The organism is Kluyvera ascorbata ATCC 33433, from assembly GCF_000735365.1.
Lineage (GTDB): Bacteria > Pseudomonadota > Gammaproteobacteria > Enterobacterales > Enterobacteriaceae > Kluyvera > Kluyvera ascorbata.
Genome location: NZ_JMPL01000048.1, coordinates 13,903 through 29,482, shown reverse-complemented (window position 1 = coordinate 29,482; position 15,580 = coordinate 13,903). Strand labels below are relative to the sequence as shown.

Below are 15,580 nucleotides of genomic sequence, written 5' to 3'. Positions count from 1 at the left end.
ACCTGTATGGTGGGCGTGATAACGACGCTGCAGGCTTACGTCTTAACCTGGATGATTCCGTGATAATACTGCCCAAACGTCTGTCAGACGATGTCGCCTGCCGCGTGCGGGCATTGATTGAGGAACAACAGCTGGAGGCGGGGATGCGATTACCCGCCGAAAGAAAGCTGGCAGCCCAGCTTGGCGTCTCGCGCAACTCTCTGCGCGAAGCGCTGGCGAAGCTGGTGAGCGAAGGATTGCTGCTCAGCCGTCGCGGCGGCGGCACCTTCGTGCGCTGGCAGCATGAGGGCTGGTCTGAACAGAATATTGTGCAACCGCTGAAAACCCTGCTGGCCGATGACCCGGACTACAGCTTCGATATCCTCGAAGCCCGCCACGCCATTGAAGCCAGCACCGCATGGTACGCCGCGATGCGCGCGACCGATTCCGATAAAGAAAAAATCCGCCTCTGCTTTGAAGCGACCCAAAGCGACGACCCGGACCTCGCCTCACAGGCCGACGTTCGCTTTCATCTGGCCATCGCCGAGGCGTCCCATAACGTGGTGCTGCTGCAAACCATGCGCGGCTTTTTCGACCTGCTGCAATCTTCGGTTATTCAGAGCCGCGAGCGCATGTATCTGGTGCCGCCGGTCTTTGCGAAGCTCACCGAACAGCATCTGGCCGTCCTCGACGCCATTACCGCTGGCGATGCTGAAGGCGCGCGTCAGGCGATGATGGCGCACCTCGGCTTTGTCCACACCACTATTAAACGTTTTGATGAAGACCTGGCCCGCCAGGCGCGGAGTACCCGCCTGCCCGACGACCACACTGAACTTTCCAGGGAGAAAAAAGCATGATTATTTCCGCCGCGAGTGACTACCGTGCCGCTGCCCAGCGCATTCTGCCGCCGTTTCTGTTCCACTACATTGACGGTGGCGCGTATGCGGAACACACCCTGCGCCGCAACGTGGAAGACCTGTCAGATGTGGCGCTGCGTCAGCGCATCCTGAGAAATATGTCCGACCTGAGCCTCGAAACCACGCTGTTCAAAGAGCAGCTCTCGATGCCGGTGGCGCTGGCGCCGGTTGGTCTGTGCGGCATGTACGCTCGTCGCGGTGAGGTTCAGGCCGCCGCCGCCGCCGATGCCAAAGGCATTCCGTTTACGCTTTCCACCGTGTCAGTCTGCCCGATTGAAGAGGTCGCGCCGACCATCAAGCGCCCGATGTGGTTCCAGCTATACGTTCTGCGCGATCGCGGCTTTATGCGCAACGCCCTGGAGCGCGCCAAAGCGGCAGGCTGTTCAACGTTGGTCTTTACCGTCGATATGCCAACCCCAGGCGCGCGCTACCGCGATGCGCACTCCGGCATGAGCGGCCCGAACGCCGCCATGCGCCGCTACTGGCAGGCCGCCACACATCCACAATGGGCATGGGACGTCGGTCTGAACGGTCGTCCGCACGATTTAGGCAATATCTCCACCTACCTCGGCAAACCAACCGGGCTGGAAGATTACATCGGTTGGCTGGCGAATAACTTCGATCCGTCTATTTCGTGGAAAGACCTGGAGTGGATCCGCGAATTCTGGGATGGTCCGATGGTGATCAAAGGGATCCTCGACCCGGAAGATGCCCGCGACGCGGTACGCTTCGGCGCCGACGGAATCGTTGTCTCTAACCACGGCGGCCGTCAGCTTGACGGCGTACTCTCCTCCGCCCGCGCGCTACCGGCAATTGCTGACGCCGTAAAAGGCGATATTACGATCCTGGCCGACAGCGGTATTCGTAACGGTCTGGACGTGGTGCGCATGATTGCGCTGGGCGCAGATAGCGTGCTGCTGGGACGTGCGTATTTGTATGCGCTCGCGACTCACGGCCAGGCGGGTGTCGCTAACCTGCTGAATCTGGTTGAGAAAGAGATGAAGGTGGCGATGACGCTGACAGGGGCAAAATCGATTAACGAGATTAGCCGCGATTCGCTGGTGCAGAGTGCGGAAGTGGCGCAGGCGTTTGGGGCTATTCAGCAAGGGAGCGCGGCGTAGGTCTCTACGGTTTCCCCCCTCTCCCCAAAGGGGCGAGGGGACGGTTTTGTATCGTTTGCTCGCTCGCGGACCGGTTCTCCTCCCTCTCCCTTTCAGGGAGAGGGCCGGGGTGAGGGTTTCCCCAAATTCTGCTATCCTGCCCCCCGCAATCCAAGGGGGCAGCATGCTTAACATCGTTTTATTCGAACCTGAAATCCCGCCCAATACCGGGAATATCATCCGTCTTTGCGCCAACACCGGTTTTCGTCTGCACATCATCGAACCAATGGGCTTTGCCTGGGACGACAAACGCCTACGCCGCGCCGGGCTGGACTACCACGAGTTCACCGCCGTCACGCGCTATGCCGATTACGCCGCGTTTGTTGAGAGCGAAAATCCGCAGCGTCTGTTTGCCCTGACCACCAAAGGCACGCCCGCGCACAGCGCGGTGAGCTATCAGGACGGCGACTATCTGATGTTTGGCCCGGAAACCCGCGGGCTGCCCTCGACCATTCTGGACGCACTGCCGCCTGAGCAAAAAATTCGTATTCCAATGATGCCGGATAGCCGCAGCATGAACCTGTCGAACGCGGTGTCGGTGGTGGTGTATGAGGCGTGGCGCCAGCTGGGGTATCCGGGCGCGGTATTGCGCAGTTGATATTTGCCGGATGGCGGCTACGCCTTATCCGGCCTACGGTTTGGTAGGCCCGGTAAGCGCAGCGCCACCGGGCAAAGAATCAAATCCCGTCGCCGTACTCAAATCCGTGGTTGATGCCGTTGAAGTGCTGGTCCATATCCATTGCCGGTTTGTCCGACTCCGGCTTACCAACGATACGCGCCGGTACACCCGCCGCGGTAGTGTGTGGTGGGACAGGCTGAAGAACCACGGAACCCGCGCCAATCTTCGCACCGCGACCCACTTCGATATTGCCGAGGATCTTCGCCCCGGCGCCAATCATCACGCCTTCGCGGATTTTTGGGTGACGGTCGCCGCTGGTTTTACCGGTACCGCCAAGGGTAACGGACTGTAGGATAGAGACGTCGTTTTCAATAACGGCCGTTTCACCCACTACAATACCGGTCGCATGGTCGAGCATGATGCCACGGCCAATCTTCGCCGCCGGGTGAATATCCACCTGGAACGACACCGATACCTGATTTTGCAGGAAAATGGCCAGCGCGCGTCGCCCTTGCCCCCACAGCCAATGGCCAATGCGATAGGCTTGTAACGCGTGGAAGCCTTTCAGGTACAGCAGCGGCGTTGAGTATTTGTCGACCGCCGGGTCGCGGGTGCGCACGGCCTGGATATCACAGGCGGCAGAGGCGATCATTTCCGGGTCGGCGGCGTATGCTTCCTCTACCACTTCGCGAATGGCGATGGCGGGCATAATCGGTGAAGCCAGTTTGTTGGCAAGCATGTAGCTTAAGGCACTGCCGAGATTTTCGTGCTTGAGTAGCGTCGCATGATAGAAGCTGGCGAGCATAGGCTCACAGTCCGCCAGAGCCCTGGCTTCCGCTTTAATATTGTTCCAGACAATTTCCAGTTCTTCACACGACATTGCTTACTCCAGACATATTGGAACGATCGGCAAGTCTGCGCTTGCCGGATCGTCGGGATGACAAAGGTTTCCTGCGATTAGTTGCCGCTATGCTCATCCTTGCGTGCACGACCTAATAAGGTCAATGCTGCCTCGCGCGCGTTTTTTCCGCAATATAATACCTGATAAATTTCCTCGGTTATTGGCATTTCGACACCTACACGGTGCGCCAACTCGCGGACTTCTTTGGTATTACGGTAACCTTCGACCACCTGGCCAATACTGTCTTGCGCTTCCTGAACCTGTGCCCCTTTCCCGAGCGCCATACCGAAACGACGGTTGCGCGACTGGTTGTCGGTACAGGTCAGCACTAAATCACCGAGCCCCGCCATGCCCATAAAGGTCACCGGGTCTGCACCCAGCGCCACGCCAAGGCGTGACATTTCAGTCAACCCACGGGTGATAAGCGCCGTACGCGCGTTCGCGCCAAAGCCGATGCCGTCAGAGATGCCTGCGCCAATCGCAATCACGTTTTTCACCGCGCCGCCCAACTGGACGCCGATGAAATCCGGGTTGCTATACACGCGGAAACTCTTACCGCAGTGCAGCAGCTGCTGCAAATCGTCGGCAAAGACCGGGTCCGTCGCCGCCAGCGAAATCGCCGTTGGCAAACCAGCGGCCAGCTCTTTGGCAAACGTCGGTCCAGAAATCACCGCCAGCGGGATATCCGGGCCCAGCGCTTCACGCGCCACGTCCTGCAGCAGGCGGCCGGTTTCAGCCTCCAGCCCTTTCGTTGCCCAGACCAGACGAGCATCAGGACGCAGCAGCGGTTTCATCTGACGTAATACGTCGCCAAATACATGGCTTGGCACCACCACCAGAATATCGCGACTGGCGGCCAGCGCGGTCGCTAGGTCGCTTTCGAGGTGGAGCGTATCGGGGAACGGAACGTCGGGAAGGAATGCCGCGTTGCAGCGATCGTGCTGTAGCATCGCGACATGGTTGGGATCGTGGCCCCAGAGTACAACCGGATGGCCATTTCTTGCCACGGTGATGGCAAGAGCGGTGCCGTACGAGCCGGCACCGATCACAGTCATTGAAGCATTAAGTGCGTTCATCAGGCATCCTGATGTTGTTCTGCACCTTCGCCAGCCTGCTGTTGCAGATAGTTCATGAACAGCGCATCAAAGTTAACCGGCGCAAGGTTCAGCTGTGGGAAAGTCCCACGGGAAACCAGGCTGGTGATGCATTCACGCGCATACGGGAACAGGATGTTCGGGCAGTATGCACCCAGGCAATGGGCCATCTGAGTCCCTTCAATACCTTCGATAGAGAAGATACCCGCCTGTTGAGTTTCGCACAGGAACGCAGTTTCTTCGCCAAGGCTCGCCGTTACGGTGACACGCAGCACCACTTCATACACGCCGTCAGCCAGTTGGTTGGAAGCGGTATCAAGATCAAGTTTAACCTCTGGCTGCCAATCTTTCTGGAAAACGTGTGGCGCATTTGGTGCTTCGAAAGAAACATCTTTGGTGTAGATGCGCTGAATCTGGAAAGCCATTTCTGCGTTGTTTTGTTCTGACATGTGTAAAAACCCTTTCGTGTTGTCCTTAAAAAAAGCGGAATGCCTCACGCCCGCCCAGGTCAGGCGTGAACGCTTCGCAAAGCATTAGCGCAGCAGGGGATCGAGTCCACCACGTGCATCAAGCGCATACAAGTCGTCGCAGCCGCCAATGTGCTGTGCATCAATAAAAATCTGCGGAACCGTCGTGCGGCCGCTGCGCTGAATCATCTCTTCGCGCTTTTCGGCGTTGCCGTCGATTGGCAGTTCTTCGAAGGTGACGCCTTTTTCAGCCAGCAGCGCTTTTGCACGATGGCAATAAGGGCATGTCGCTTTGGTATAGATTTCAATCTTGGCCATTACAGCTCTCCTGACGTTACCCGATCTACGAGTCGGTATTATTTGCCGCGAACCAGAGGCAGGTTTTCACCGCTCCAGCCTGCGATACCTTCTTTCAGTACGAAGACTTTTTCAAAGCCCGCTTTCAGCAGCGCGCTAGCAGACTCAGTCGCCTGCATGCCGGAGCCGTCGGTGACGATAACCGGTTTGTCTTTGTGTTTTTCCAGCTCGCCGACGTTGTTGGCTTTGATTTCAGCCGGCAGCAGGTTCACGGAACCGGCAATGTGGCCTTTACGGAAATCATCACGCTGGCGCAGGTCGACGACAATCGCGTCTTCTTTGTTAATCAAACGGGTCGCTTCACCACGGTTGATGACCTTAACTTTAGACATCAGCCCTTTAAAGGTGGTGAACAGCACGGCCGCCAGCAGCGCGATCCACGCGATGCTCAGCACAGGGTGACGACCAACAAATTGCATAATCTCTTGCATGGGGGGTAACAGCTCCCGACGTGTAATGTTTAAAAACCAGGGATGGAGTATACCTGCGGCGTGGCGCAAATACAGCCAGCGCGCGCGATGTAATGTGTTTTCTGCGGAGTGCTACGGAAAAAAGGGAGGTTTTGTGCGTTTTTCAGCGCCCATCTCCCCGCTTTCTTTGATCTCTCGTTGTTATTTTATCGATTCAGCTGTAGTAAAATTACGCAAATTTTCTGTCTTTAGAGCATGAGGTTGTCGCAATGTCGGTTACTAAAAAACCTATGGTACTGGTGATTCTGGATGGCTACGGCTACCGCGAAGAGCATCAGGATAACGCTATTTACAGCGCTAAAACTCCGGTTATGGACGCGCTGTGGGCAAAACGTCCGCATACCCTGATCCACGCTTCTGGCCTGGAAGTCGGTCTGCCAGACGGTCAGATGGGTAACTCTGAAGTCGGTCACGTGAACCTGGGCGCAGGCCGTATCGTGTATCAGGACCTGACCCGTCTTGACGTCGAAATCAAAGAGCGCACTTTCTTCGCTAACCCGGTGCTGTCTGGCGCGGTAGACAAAGCCGTCGCTGCGGGTAAAGCGGTACACATCATGGGCCTGCTGTCCGCCGGTGGCGTACACAGCCATGAAGACCACATCATGGCAATGGTAGAGCTGGCCGCTGAACGTGGCGCAGAAAAAATCTACCTGCACGCGTTCCTCGACGGTCGCGACACCCCACCGCGCAGCGCCAATGGCTCCCTGCAGAAATTTGAAGAGAAATTTGCCGCGCTGGGCAAAGGCCGCGTGGCCTCCATCATCGGTCGTTACTATGCGATGGACCGTGACAACCGTTGGGATCGCGTTGAACAAGCTTACAACCTGCTGGTTGAAGCCAAAGGCGAATTCCAGGCTGACACCGCGGTTGCCGCGCTGGAAGCTGCCTACGCTCGCGATGAAAACGATGAATTCGTGAAAGCCACCGTTATCCGTGCAGCCGGCCAGGCCGATGCCGCAATGGAAGACGGCGATGCGCTGATCTTCATGAACTTCCGTGCTGACCGTGCGCGTGAAATCACCCGCGCGTTCGTGAACGCTGACTTCGACGGCTTCAAACGCCACAAAGAAGTGAAGCTGGGCGATTTCATAATGCTGACCGAATACGCAGCAGACATCAAAGCACCTTGCGCTTACCCACCAGCCTCCCTGGAAAATACCTTCGGTGAGTGGATGGCGAAGCATGAGAAAACGCAGCTGCGCATCTCCGAAACCGAGAAATACGCGCACGTGACCTTCTTCTTCAACGGCGGCGTAGAAGAGCCGTTCAAAGGCGAAGATCGCATCCTGATCAACTCCCCGAAAGTGGCGACCTACGACCTGCAGCCGGAAATGAGCTCCGCTGAGCTGACCGAGAAGCTGGTTGCCGCTATCGAAAGCGGTAAGTACGACACCATCATCTGTAACTACCCGAACGGCGATATGGTTGGCCATACCGGTGTGATGGAAGCTGCGGTGAAAGCGGTTGAAGCGCTGGATCACTGCCTGGATGAAGTGACTCGTGCGGTCGAGAAAGTAGGCGGCCAGCTGCTGGTGACCGCTGACCACGGCAACGCTGAGCAGATGCGTGACCCGGCTACCGGCCAGGCGCACACTGCACACACCAGCCTGCCGGTTCCGCTGATCTACGTTGGCGATAAAACCGTGAAAGCGGTGGAAGGCGGCAAGCTCTCCGATATCGCGCCAACCATGCTGACGCTGATGGGGATGGAAATCCCGCAACAGATGACTGGTAAGCCGCTGTTCATCGTGGAATAATCCCTCCCCATGAGGGGAAAGGCGATTTATTCCATTAAATGGGCCGAGGCGACGCTTCGGTCCACGTTCTACGCCAGCGCGCTCAGCGCTGGCGTATTGCTGTGCGCCGCGCCCGCCCATGCGGACGACCGTTCACAGCTCCAGTCTATTCAGGCCGATATCGCCGCCAAAGAGCGCGCGGTACGCCAACAGCAACAACAACGCGCTACCCTTCTCGCCCAGCTTAAAGCGCAGGAACAGGCCATTGCCGCCGCCGCGCGTCAGCTCCGTGAAACGCAAAACTCGCTGGCGCAGCTTAACGCGCAGATTGCCGAGATGAACGCCTCCATCGCCAAGCTGGAAAAACAGCGGGCGGCGCAGGAGCGTAATCTGGCCGCACAGCTTGATGCCGCATTCCGTCAGGGCGAGCACACCGGCATTCAGCTTATCCTCAGCGGTGAAGAGAGCCAGCGCGGCCAACGCCTGCAGGCCTACTTTGGCTACCTGAACCAGGCTCGCCAGGAAACCATCGCCGAGCTTAAGCAGACCCGCGAAGAAGTCGCCGCGCAGAAAACCGAGCTGGAAGAGAAGCAGAGCGAGCAGCAAACGCTGCTGTACGAGCAGAAAGCCCAGCAGGCTAAACTCGAAGCGGCGCGTAATGAACGTCAGAAAACCATTTCCGGGCTCGAATCCTCCATTCAGGCAGGCCAACAGCAGCTCGGCGAACTGCGCGCCAACGAATCCCGTCTGCGTAGCAGCATTGCCCGCGCGGAAGCTGCTGCTAAAGCCCGCGCCGAACGCGAAGCGCGTGAAGCGGAAGCCGTGCGCAACCGTCAGCAAGAAGCTACCCGTAAAGGCACCACCTACAAACCTTCCGAAAGTGAACGTTCGCTGATGGCCCGTACCGGCGGCCTGGGCGCACCACGCGGTCAGGCTTTCTGGCCCGTTCGCGGCACAACGCTTCATCGATATGGCGAACAGCTCCAAGGTGAGCTACGTTGGAAGGGGATGGTGATAAGCGCAGCGGAAGGCACTGAAGTGAAAGCCATCGCCGATGGGCGCGTCATCCTTGCCGACTGGCTTCAGGGTTACGGCCTTGTGGTCGTGGTCGAGCACGGTAAAGGCGATATGAGCCTGTACGGTTATAACCAAAGCGCGCTGGTCAGCGTTGGCACACAGGTGCGCGCCGGTCAGCCTATCGCTCTGGTGGGCAACAGTGGCGGTCAGGGTAGACCGTCGCTCTATTTCGAAATTCGCCGTCAGGGTCAGGCGGTCAATCCACTGCCGTGGTTGGGAAGATAAGTTTTGCTTCAATTTCGCAGGATAGCTTTACTCGGTGCGCTGGCATTAGCCGCACCGAGCTACGCCGGTAAATTATCAATCGTTATCGATGACTTTGGTTATCGTCCACAGACGGAAAACCAGGTGCTGGCGATGCCCTCCACCATTTCCGTCGCGGTGTTACCCAACGCGCCTCACGCGCGTGAAATGGCCACCAAAGCCCATAACAGCGGGCACGAGGTGTTAATCCACCTGCCGATGGCGCCGCTCAGCAAGCAGCCGCTGGAGAAGGACACCCTTCGCCCGGACATGAGCAGCGATGAAATCGAACGGATTATTCGTGAAGCGGTGGATAAAGTGCCGTACGCCGTCGGGCTGAACAACCATATGGGTAGCGCGATGACTTCCAGCCTGTTCGGGATGCAAAAGGTGATGCAGGCACTCAGTCGCTATAACCTCTACTTCCTCGACAGCATGACCATCGGCAACAGCCAGGCAATGCGCGCCGCTAACGGGACCGGCGTGAAGGTGATTAAGCGCAGGGTTTTCCTGGACGATACGCAGAACGAAGCGGATATCCGCGTGCAGTTTAATCGGGCTATCGATTTAGCGCGCCGCAACGGTTCGGCCATCGCCATTGGTCACCCGCACCCGACCACCGTCCGCGTACTGCAGCAGATGGTCTACAACCTGCCATCGGACATTACTCTGGTTCGCCCAAGCAGCCTGCTTAACGAGCCGCAGGTTGATACTTCAAGACCAAACAACAGTTTGCCAACCCAAAGTCAGCCAACCGCACCGCGCAATCCGTTCCGCGGCGTGAAGCTCTGCAAACCGAAAAAACCGCTGGAGCCAGTTTACGCCAGCCGGTTCTTTAACGTGTTAAGCGAGAGCATCACCCACAGCACGCTGGTGCAGTATATGCAGCTGCAGTGGCAGGGGTGGCAGTAGTTAGTCGTTCAATTCTAGCGTTAATCGTGACAGGCGACGTGGCGTGAGTGATTTATCACGCCATTTGCTGAACCGCAAAGCCCAGAGTAAGACCTGATAGCCCAGCTTAACGCTGCGGATGTTACACACCATACGTTTAAACATGCCTGATACAAACACCTCGGCAATCATCCGCTGGCGGATCTGTGGATCGGGTTCTTTACGAATGCAGTGGCATACTCGCAGCCCTTCATAAATCACCTGTTGCTTAAACTCAGGATAGATAGGGATACGGTTAGCGTAGCTATGATTAAGCTCATCCAGCAGGCGAGTTATTTTAATATAGTGCCGTTGATAATTTAAATTCGCTTCACCCTGCCGCTTCATGTGGCTAATGGAGCCATCGTGTTGGTAGTATTTATATAACGGTTTTTCCGTATATCTCACACGAGTGGCATTAAACATAAATGCCGTACTCCACATGACATCCTGATGATGTAACCCTGGGATAAATCTTATATTGTGTTCTTTAATGAGGTCATTTCTATATACCCCCATCCAGAGAACATGCGTCCAGCGCCGCGAAGCAAGCCCCATACGCAACCAGTCCGGGCCGGACAGGACACCGGTAGAACGCAGGCGATCGGTTGGAATGGATACCCAAACTCGGGACGTTTCCCGCGAACTCCAGTCCGCGTTGCCTTGTGCAACATCAAGATTATCCTGTAAAGCCATCCCCATCAGCGTTTCATACATATCTGGATAGACTTCATCATCAGCATCAACGAATGCGATGTAATCCCCTACGGCCACATCCAGGCCAAGGTTACGCGCAACGGAGACACCCTGGTTAGCCTGATGCAGCAGCCGAACATGGGGATAATTATCCGCATAGTATTGCGCAATATCGACGGAGCAATCCGTAGAACCATCATTAACAATAATGATTTCGAGATCTTTCCAGGTCTGCGCAATTAACGACTCCATACAGTCACGAAAGTAACCACCGGCATTATATAACGGGATAATAACGCTTAATTTATATTTACTTTGCATAGTAGGGTAATCAGCTAATCTATGGGATTGTGGTTACTCTATCACTCGATTATTAAGATACTATTAAGGTTTAAAAAGACGCACAATTTCTCGGAAAATAGGCCTGCCCCATACAAATTTATATTAACTACTTTTATAACCTCTTGTTTTACACGTCTGAGTTACAGAAAATAGCACAAATTGCTAACTTTGTTTCTACCTGAGTATGGCAAAGGATTTTGTAACGCAGATTTGATCTCTCTCACAAAATGAACAATACGCAGGTGATGATGGTGCGGGCATCTTTGCGGCATCGATGCTTTACATCGAAAAAACCTCATTTCACCCCTTAATAAATCTATATTTTTCAATTAGATAAAATAAAAAGTCGTTATTTCTGCTCATTTCACATAAAAGCATGTATTAACTAAACGTTAGCGACACAGTTTTGTATAATACAGAGCGTTATTATTTCAACAAGATTAGATATACGGAGGTGAATTTAATGAATATTATTCAGACTGAATTGGATGGTTTTAACGTCTATTTCAAGAAAAAAAATATTAACTTCCCTTCGTTGATGGAAAAATTCGCGCGCAATGAAATAAAGGGAAAACCACTAAATGCTGAAAATGGTTTTCGGAGTGTTTATCTTGTCGAGTATGATAATAAAAAGTTTATCGTCAAAAACGATCGCGAAATTGACCATCGCTTTGAGAAAAAAGCATTAAACTTTATTTTTGGCCCCTTTTATTCAAACATGATTAAGCGACTTGGGCGGCTAACACCCGAGCAGCGTGCCTGCACCGCAGATCTCTACTACGTGGCTGAAAAATGTCAATTACGTCAATGCGTTGAAGTATCTACCATTCATGAATATATTGACGGCGAGCCCCTTACCGAGATTAACGAAAGCAACGCGCAGGATGTAAAAGACTGTATTATCAAACTTCACAACGCTGGTCTTGCTTCAAATGACATTCACCCTGGCAATTTTATCAGGACACCATCAGGTGAACTTAAAGTTATCGATCTCTCATGCAAGGGCAGTATGAAAATATGCCGGGCGAACGATATCATTACGCTCCGGAATAAGTACAACATCGATATTCAGGGTCATGGTTTCGTTTATAAGCTGATTTTATTAAAAGAAAAACTGCGCCGGCTCTCGCGAAAAATTCGTGGCAAGTAAAAAAATAGCCAGATATTTATCATATCTGGCTATTCGCTATTCATCCTACCAGCTTAATACCTAATCCCAGCTCAGTACCACTTTACCCGACTGACCGGAACGCATGGCGTCAAAGCCTTTCTGGAAGTCATCAATGCCGAAACGGTGGGTAATCATCGGTGACAGATCCAGACCAGACTGGATCAACGCCGCCATCTTGTACCAGGTTTCAAACATTTCACGGCCGTAGATACCTTTAATAAACAGTCCCTTAAAGATAACTTTGGTCCAGTCGATAGACATATCAGATGGCGGAATCCCCAGCATCGCGATACGCCCACCGTGGTTCATGGTGTCGAGCATAGAACGGAACGCCGGCGGCGCGCCGGACATCTCCAGGCCCACATCGAAGCCTTCGGTCATACCCAGCTCAGCCATCACATCGTTCAGATTCTCTTTGGAAACGTTAACCGCGCGGGTAACGCCCATTTTGCGCGCCAGATCCAGACGGTATTCGTTCACGTCGGTGATTACCACGTTACGCGCACCCACATGCTTCGCCACGGCTGCCGCCATCACGCCAATCGGGCCCGCACCGGAGACCAGCACATCTTCACCCACCAGGTCGAAGGAGAGCGCCGTGTGCACCGCATTGCCGAATGGATCGAAGATAGAGGCCAGATCGTCAGAGATATTGTCCGGGATTTTGAAGGCGTTAAACGCAGGGATCACCAGATATTCCGCGAAGCAGCCTGGGCGGTTTACGCCCACGCCAATGGTGTTACGGCACAGGTGAGTACGACCGGCGCGGCAGTTACGGCAGTGGCCGCAGGTGATATGGCCTTCACCGGAGACGCGGTCGCCGATTTTAAAGCCACGCACTTCCTGACCAATCCCGACCACTTCACCCACGTACTCGTGGCCGACAACCATCGGAACTGGGATGGTCTTCTGTGACCATTCATCCCAGTTGTAGATATGCACATCGGTACCGCAGATAGCGGTTTTGCGAATTTTAATCAGCAGGTCGTTATGGCCGAGTTCCGGTTCCGGAACATCGGTCATCCAGATCCCTTCTTCCGCTTTCAGTTTGGATAACGCTTTCATCTCACACCCTTAGGCAATGACGCCCAGTTGTTTACCGATGCGGGTAAAGGCTTCCACCGCACGTTCAATTTGTTCCGTCGTATGCGCCGCCGACATCTGGGTGCGAATACGCGCCTGGCCTTTTGGTACGACCGGGAAGAAGAAGCCGGTCACGTAGATCCCTTCTTTTTGCAGCTCACGGGCAAAGTTCTGCGCGATAACGGCATCACCCAGCATCACCGGAATAATGGCGTGATCGGCACCCGCAAGGGTGAAACCTGCCGCGGTCATTTTTTCGCGGAACAGACGCGCATTGGCCCACAGGCGATCGCGCAGCTCAGCGCCGGACCCGACCATTTCGAGTACTTTGATAGACGCGGCAACGATGGCTGGCGCCAGGGAATTGGAGAACAGGTACGGGCGAGAGCGCTGACGCAACCACTCCACCACCTCTTTGCGCGCAGCGGTATAGCCGCCGGACGCGCCGCCGAGCGCTTTGCCCAGCGTGCCGGTGATGATGTCCACACGGCCCATCACGTCGCAGTATTCATGGGAACCACGGCCGTTTTCGCCGACAAAACCGACGGCGTGGGAGTCATCGACCATCACCAGCGCATCGTATTTGTCCGCCAGATCGCACACGCCTTTCAGGTTGGCGATCACGCCGTCCATGGAGAACACGCCATCGGTGGCAATCAGCACATGACGCGCACCGGCAGCACGCGCTTCTTTCAGGCGTTCTTCCAGCTCAGCCATATCGTTGTTGGCGTAACGGAACCGCTTCGCCTTGCACAGACGCACGCCGTCGATAATTGAGGCATGGTTCAGGGCGTCGGAGATAATGGCGTCTTCTGCGCCCAACAGCGTCTCAAACAGGCCGCCGTTGGCGTCGAAGCAGGAGGAGTACAGAATCGCATCTTCCATACCGAGGAAGCTCGCCAGCTTCTGCTCCAGCACCTTGTGGCTGTCCTGGGTGCCGCAGATAAAACGGACTGAAGCCATACCAAACCCGTGGCTGTCCATGCCCGCTTTCGCGGCGTTAATCAGTTCAGGATGGTTCGCCAGGCCAAGGTAGTTGTTGGCACAGAAGTTGATGACATGGCTGCCGTCGCCCACGGTGATATCCGCCTGCTGAGCGGAGGTGATAATACGTTCTTCTTTAAACAACCCTTCCGCGCGAGCGGTGTCCAGGTCGTTCGTTAACTGTTTGTAGAAATCACCACGCATTGCAACTCTCCAGATCCGGTAAAATTTGGCACATATTACCCAAAGCTATACGCAGATACGAGATGATGCATTTCTGAATGAATTATTTGCAGCATAAATCACGTGGCCTGATGTTCACGACACGGCGAAAGGCTGAAGGCTTAGCAATGTGATGATATGATAAAGGGTATTCGTGCCCGGGATTGTCCAGGGCCTATTCATTTCAAAGGTTACAGTTATGATTATCGTTACCGGCGGCGCTGGCTTTATTGGCAGCAACATCGTGAAAGCGCTCAATGACAAAGGCATCACCGACATTCTGGTGGTGGATAACCTGAAAGATGGCACCAAGTTTGTGAACCTGGTCGATCTGGACATCACTGACTACATGGATAAAGAAGACTTTCTGATCCAGGTTATGGCCGGTGAAGAGTTCGGTGACATCGAAGCGGTCTTCCACGAAGGTGCCTGCTCTTCCACCACCGAGTGGGACGGTAAGTACGTGATGGATAACAACTATCAGTACTCCAAAGAGCTGCTGCACTACTGCCTGGAGCGTGAAATTCCGTTCCTGTACGCCTCTTCCGCAGCCACCTACGGCGGCCGCACCAGCGACTTCATCGAGTCCCGTGAGTTTGAAAAACCGCTGAACGTTTACGGCTACTCCAAATTCCTGTTCGACGAATACGTACGTCGCATCATGCCAGAAGTGGATTCCCCAATCGTCGGTTTCCGTTACTTCAACGTCTATGGCCCACGTGAAGGGCACAAAGGCAGCATGGCGAGCGTGGCGTTCCACCTGAACACCCAGTTGAACAATGGCGAAAGCCCGAAACTGTTCGAAGGCAGCGACGGCTTCAAACGTGACTTCGTCTACGTTGGCGACGTTGCCGCAGTGAACCTGTGGTTCTGGGAAAACGGCAAATCCGGCATCTTTAACCTGGGCACCGGCCGCGCAGAATCCTTCCAGGCCGTTGCAGATGCCACCCTGGCGTACCACAAAAAAGGCAGCATCGAATACATTCCGTTCCCGGACAAACTGAAAGGCCGCTATCAGGCGTTCACCCAGGCCGATCTGACCAACCTGCGCGCAGCAGGCTACGATAAGCCGTTTAAGACCGTCGCCGAAGGCGTAACGGAATATATGGCCTGGCTGAACCGCGACGCGTAA

The 15,580-nt window shown here is 54.8% G+C and carries 17 protein-coding genes; 9 read left to right on the top strand and 8 right to left on the bottom strand.

Translation table 11 applies throughout. The annotated features are described in order from the left end of the window. From GKAS_RS25565 to trmL, 4 genes are all read left to right on the top strand, one after another. On the top strand, positions 1 to 63 hold a 63-nt coding region (locus GKAS_RS25565; protein WP_425590903.1), incomplete at its 5' end, for a hypothetical protein. After that, positions 60 to 836, top strand: a complete 777-nt coding sequence (gene lldR, locus GKAS_RS12925; protein ID WP_035894719.1) for a transcriptional regulator LldR — start codon at positions 60 to 62, stop codon at positions 834 to 836. The genes GKAS_RS25565 and lldR, both read left to right, overlap by 4 nt. Then, a complete protein-coding gene (gene lldD / locus GKAS_RS12920) occupies positions 833 to 2,017 on the top strand; it encodes an FMN-dependent L-lactate dehydrogenase LldD (protein WP_035894710.1) in 1,185 nt (394 codons plus the stop codon). The genes lldR and lldD overlap by 4 nt, the downstream gene beginning before the upstream one ends. A gap of 163 nt (positions 2,018 to 2,180) precedes the next feature. Next, on the top strand, positions 2,181 to 2,654 hold the full coding sequence (trmL, locus tag GKAS_RS12915) for a tRNA (uridine(34)/cytosine(34)/5-carboxymethylaminomethyluridine(34)-2'-O)-methyltransferase TrmL (protein ID WP_035894709.1): 474 nt from the start codon (positions 2,181 to 2,183) through the stop codon (positions 2,652 to 2,654). Between the two features lie 79 nt (positions 2,655 to 2,733). On the opposite strand, the gene cysE is transcribed toward trmL, so the two are convergent. The 5 genes from cysE to GKAS_RS12890 all read right to left on the bottom strand — a co-directional run bounded on the left by cysE (position 2,734) and on the right by GKAS_RS12890 (position 5,925). Continuing rightward, positions 2,734 to 3,555, bottom strand: a complete 822-nt coding sequence (gene cysE / locus GKAS_RS12910) for a serine O-acetyltransferase (RefSeq protein WP_035894708.1) — start codon at positions 3,553 to 3,555, stop codon at positions 2,734 to 2,736. 77 nt (positions 3,556 to 3,632) lie between these two features. Beyond that, positions 3,633 to 4,652: an NAD(P)H-dependent glycerol-3-phosphate dehydrogenase gene (gene gpsA / locus GKAS_RS12905; RefSeq protein WP_035894707.1), complete on the bottom strand. Its 1,020-nt coding sequence runs from the start codon at positions 4,650 to 4,652 to the stop codon at positions 3,633 to 3,635. Further along, positions 4,652 to 5,119 carry a protein-export chaperone SecB gene (secB, locus tag GKAS_RS12900; protein ID WP_035894706.1) on the bottom strand — a complete coding sequence of 156 codons (468 nt, stop codon included), beginning with the start codon at positions 5,117 to 5,119 and terminating at the stop codon, positions 4,652 to 4,654. Before secB ends, gpsA begins: the two co-directional genes overlap by 1 nt. An 84-nt stretch (positions 5,120 to 5,203) precedes the next feature. Next, complete coding sequence (grxC, locus tag GKAS_RS12895; protein WP_035894705.1) at positions 5,204 to 5,455, bottom strand: glutaredoxin 3; 252 nt, start codon at positions 5,453 to 5,455, stop codon at positions 5,204 to 5,206. A 38-nt stretch (positions 5,456 to 5,493) separates the two neighbouring features. Continuing rightward, on the bottom strand, positions 5,494 to 5,925 hold the full coding sequence (locus GKAS_RS12890; protein WP_035894704.1) for a rhodanese-like domain-containing protein: 432 nt from the start codon (positions 5,923 to 5,925) through the stop codon (positions 5,494 to 5,496). A gap of 248 nt (positions 5,926 to 6,173) precedes the next feature. Between GKAS_RS12890 and gpmM the strand changes: the two genes are divergently transcribed. Genes gpmM through GKAS_RS12875 form a run of 3 tightly spaced genes read left to right on the top strand, consistent with a single transcriptional unit; the run spans position 6,174 to position 9,932 of the window. After that, positions 6,174 to 7,721, top strand: coding sequence for a 2,3-bisphosphoglycerate-independent phosphoglycerate mutase (gene gpmM / locus GKAS_RS12885; RefSeq protein WP_035894700.1), 1,548 nt, complete (start codon positions 6,174 to 6,176; stop codon positions 7,719 to 7,721). Between the two features lie 9 nt (positions 7,722 to 7,730). Beyond that, positions 7,731 to 9,002 carry a murein hydrolase activator EnvC gene (envC, locus tag GKAS_RS12880; protein WP_035894699.1) on the top strand — a complete coding sequence of 424 codons (1,272 nt, stop codon included), beginning with the start codon at positions 7,731 to 7,733 and terminating at the stop codon, positions 9,000 to 9,002. Between the two features lie 3 nt (positions 9,003 to 9,005). Then, complete coding sequence (locus GKAS_RS12875; protein WP_035894698.1) at positions 9,006 to 9,932, top strand: divergent polysaccharide deacetylase family protein; 927 nt, start codon at positions 9,006 to 9,008, stop codon at positions 9,930 to 9,932. On the opposite strand, the gene GKAS_RS12870 is transcribed toward GKAS_RS12875, so the two are convergent. Beyond that, the gene (locus tag GKAS_RS12870) at positions 9,933 to 10,967 is read right to left on the bottom strand and encodes a glycosyltransferase (protein WP_035894697.1); all 1,035 of its coding nucleotides are present in this window, start codon (positions 10,965 to 10,967) and stop codon (positions 9,933 to 9,935) included. Positions 10,968 to 11,451: 484 nt separating this feature from the next. On the opposite strand from GKAS_RS12870, the gene GKAS_RS12865 reads away from it, so the two are divergent. Then, positions 11,452 to 12,138, top strand: a complete 687-nt coding sequence (locus GKAS_RS12865; RefSeq protein WP_035894696.1) for a lipopolysaccharide core heptose(II) kinase RfaY — start codon at positions 11,452 to 11,454, stop codon at positions 12,136 to 12,138. 60 nt (positions 12,139 to 12,198) lie between these two features. On the opposite strand, the gene tdh is transcribed toward GKAS_RS12865, so the two are convergent. Together tdh and kbl are read right to left on the bottom strand one after the other, a co-directional pair. Continuing rightward, a complete protein-coding gene (gene tdh / locus GKAS_RS12860) occupies positions 12,199 to 13,224 on the bottom strand; it encodes an L-threonine 3-dehydrogenase (protein ID WP_035894695.1) in 1,026 nt (341 codons plus the stop codon). Positions 13,225 to 13,233: 9 nt separating this feature from the next. Beyond that, positions 13,234 to 14,430 carry a glycine C-acetyltransferase gene (gene kbl / locus GKAS_RS12855; RefSeq protein ID WP_035894694.1) on the bottom strand — a complete coding sequence of 399 codons (1,197 nt, stop codon included), beginning with the start codon at positions 14,428 to 14,430 and terminating at the stop codon, positions 13,234 to 13,236. Between the two features lie 217 nt (positions 14,431 to 14,647). Between kbl and rfaD the strand changes: the two genes are divergently transcribed. Further along, positions 14,648 to 15,580 (top strand): ADP-glyceromanno-heptose 6-epimerase, encoded by a 933-nt coding sequence (gene rfaD, locus GKAS_RS12850; protein WP_035894693.1) that lies wholly within the window; start codon positions 14,648 to 14,650, stop codon positions 15,578 to 15,580.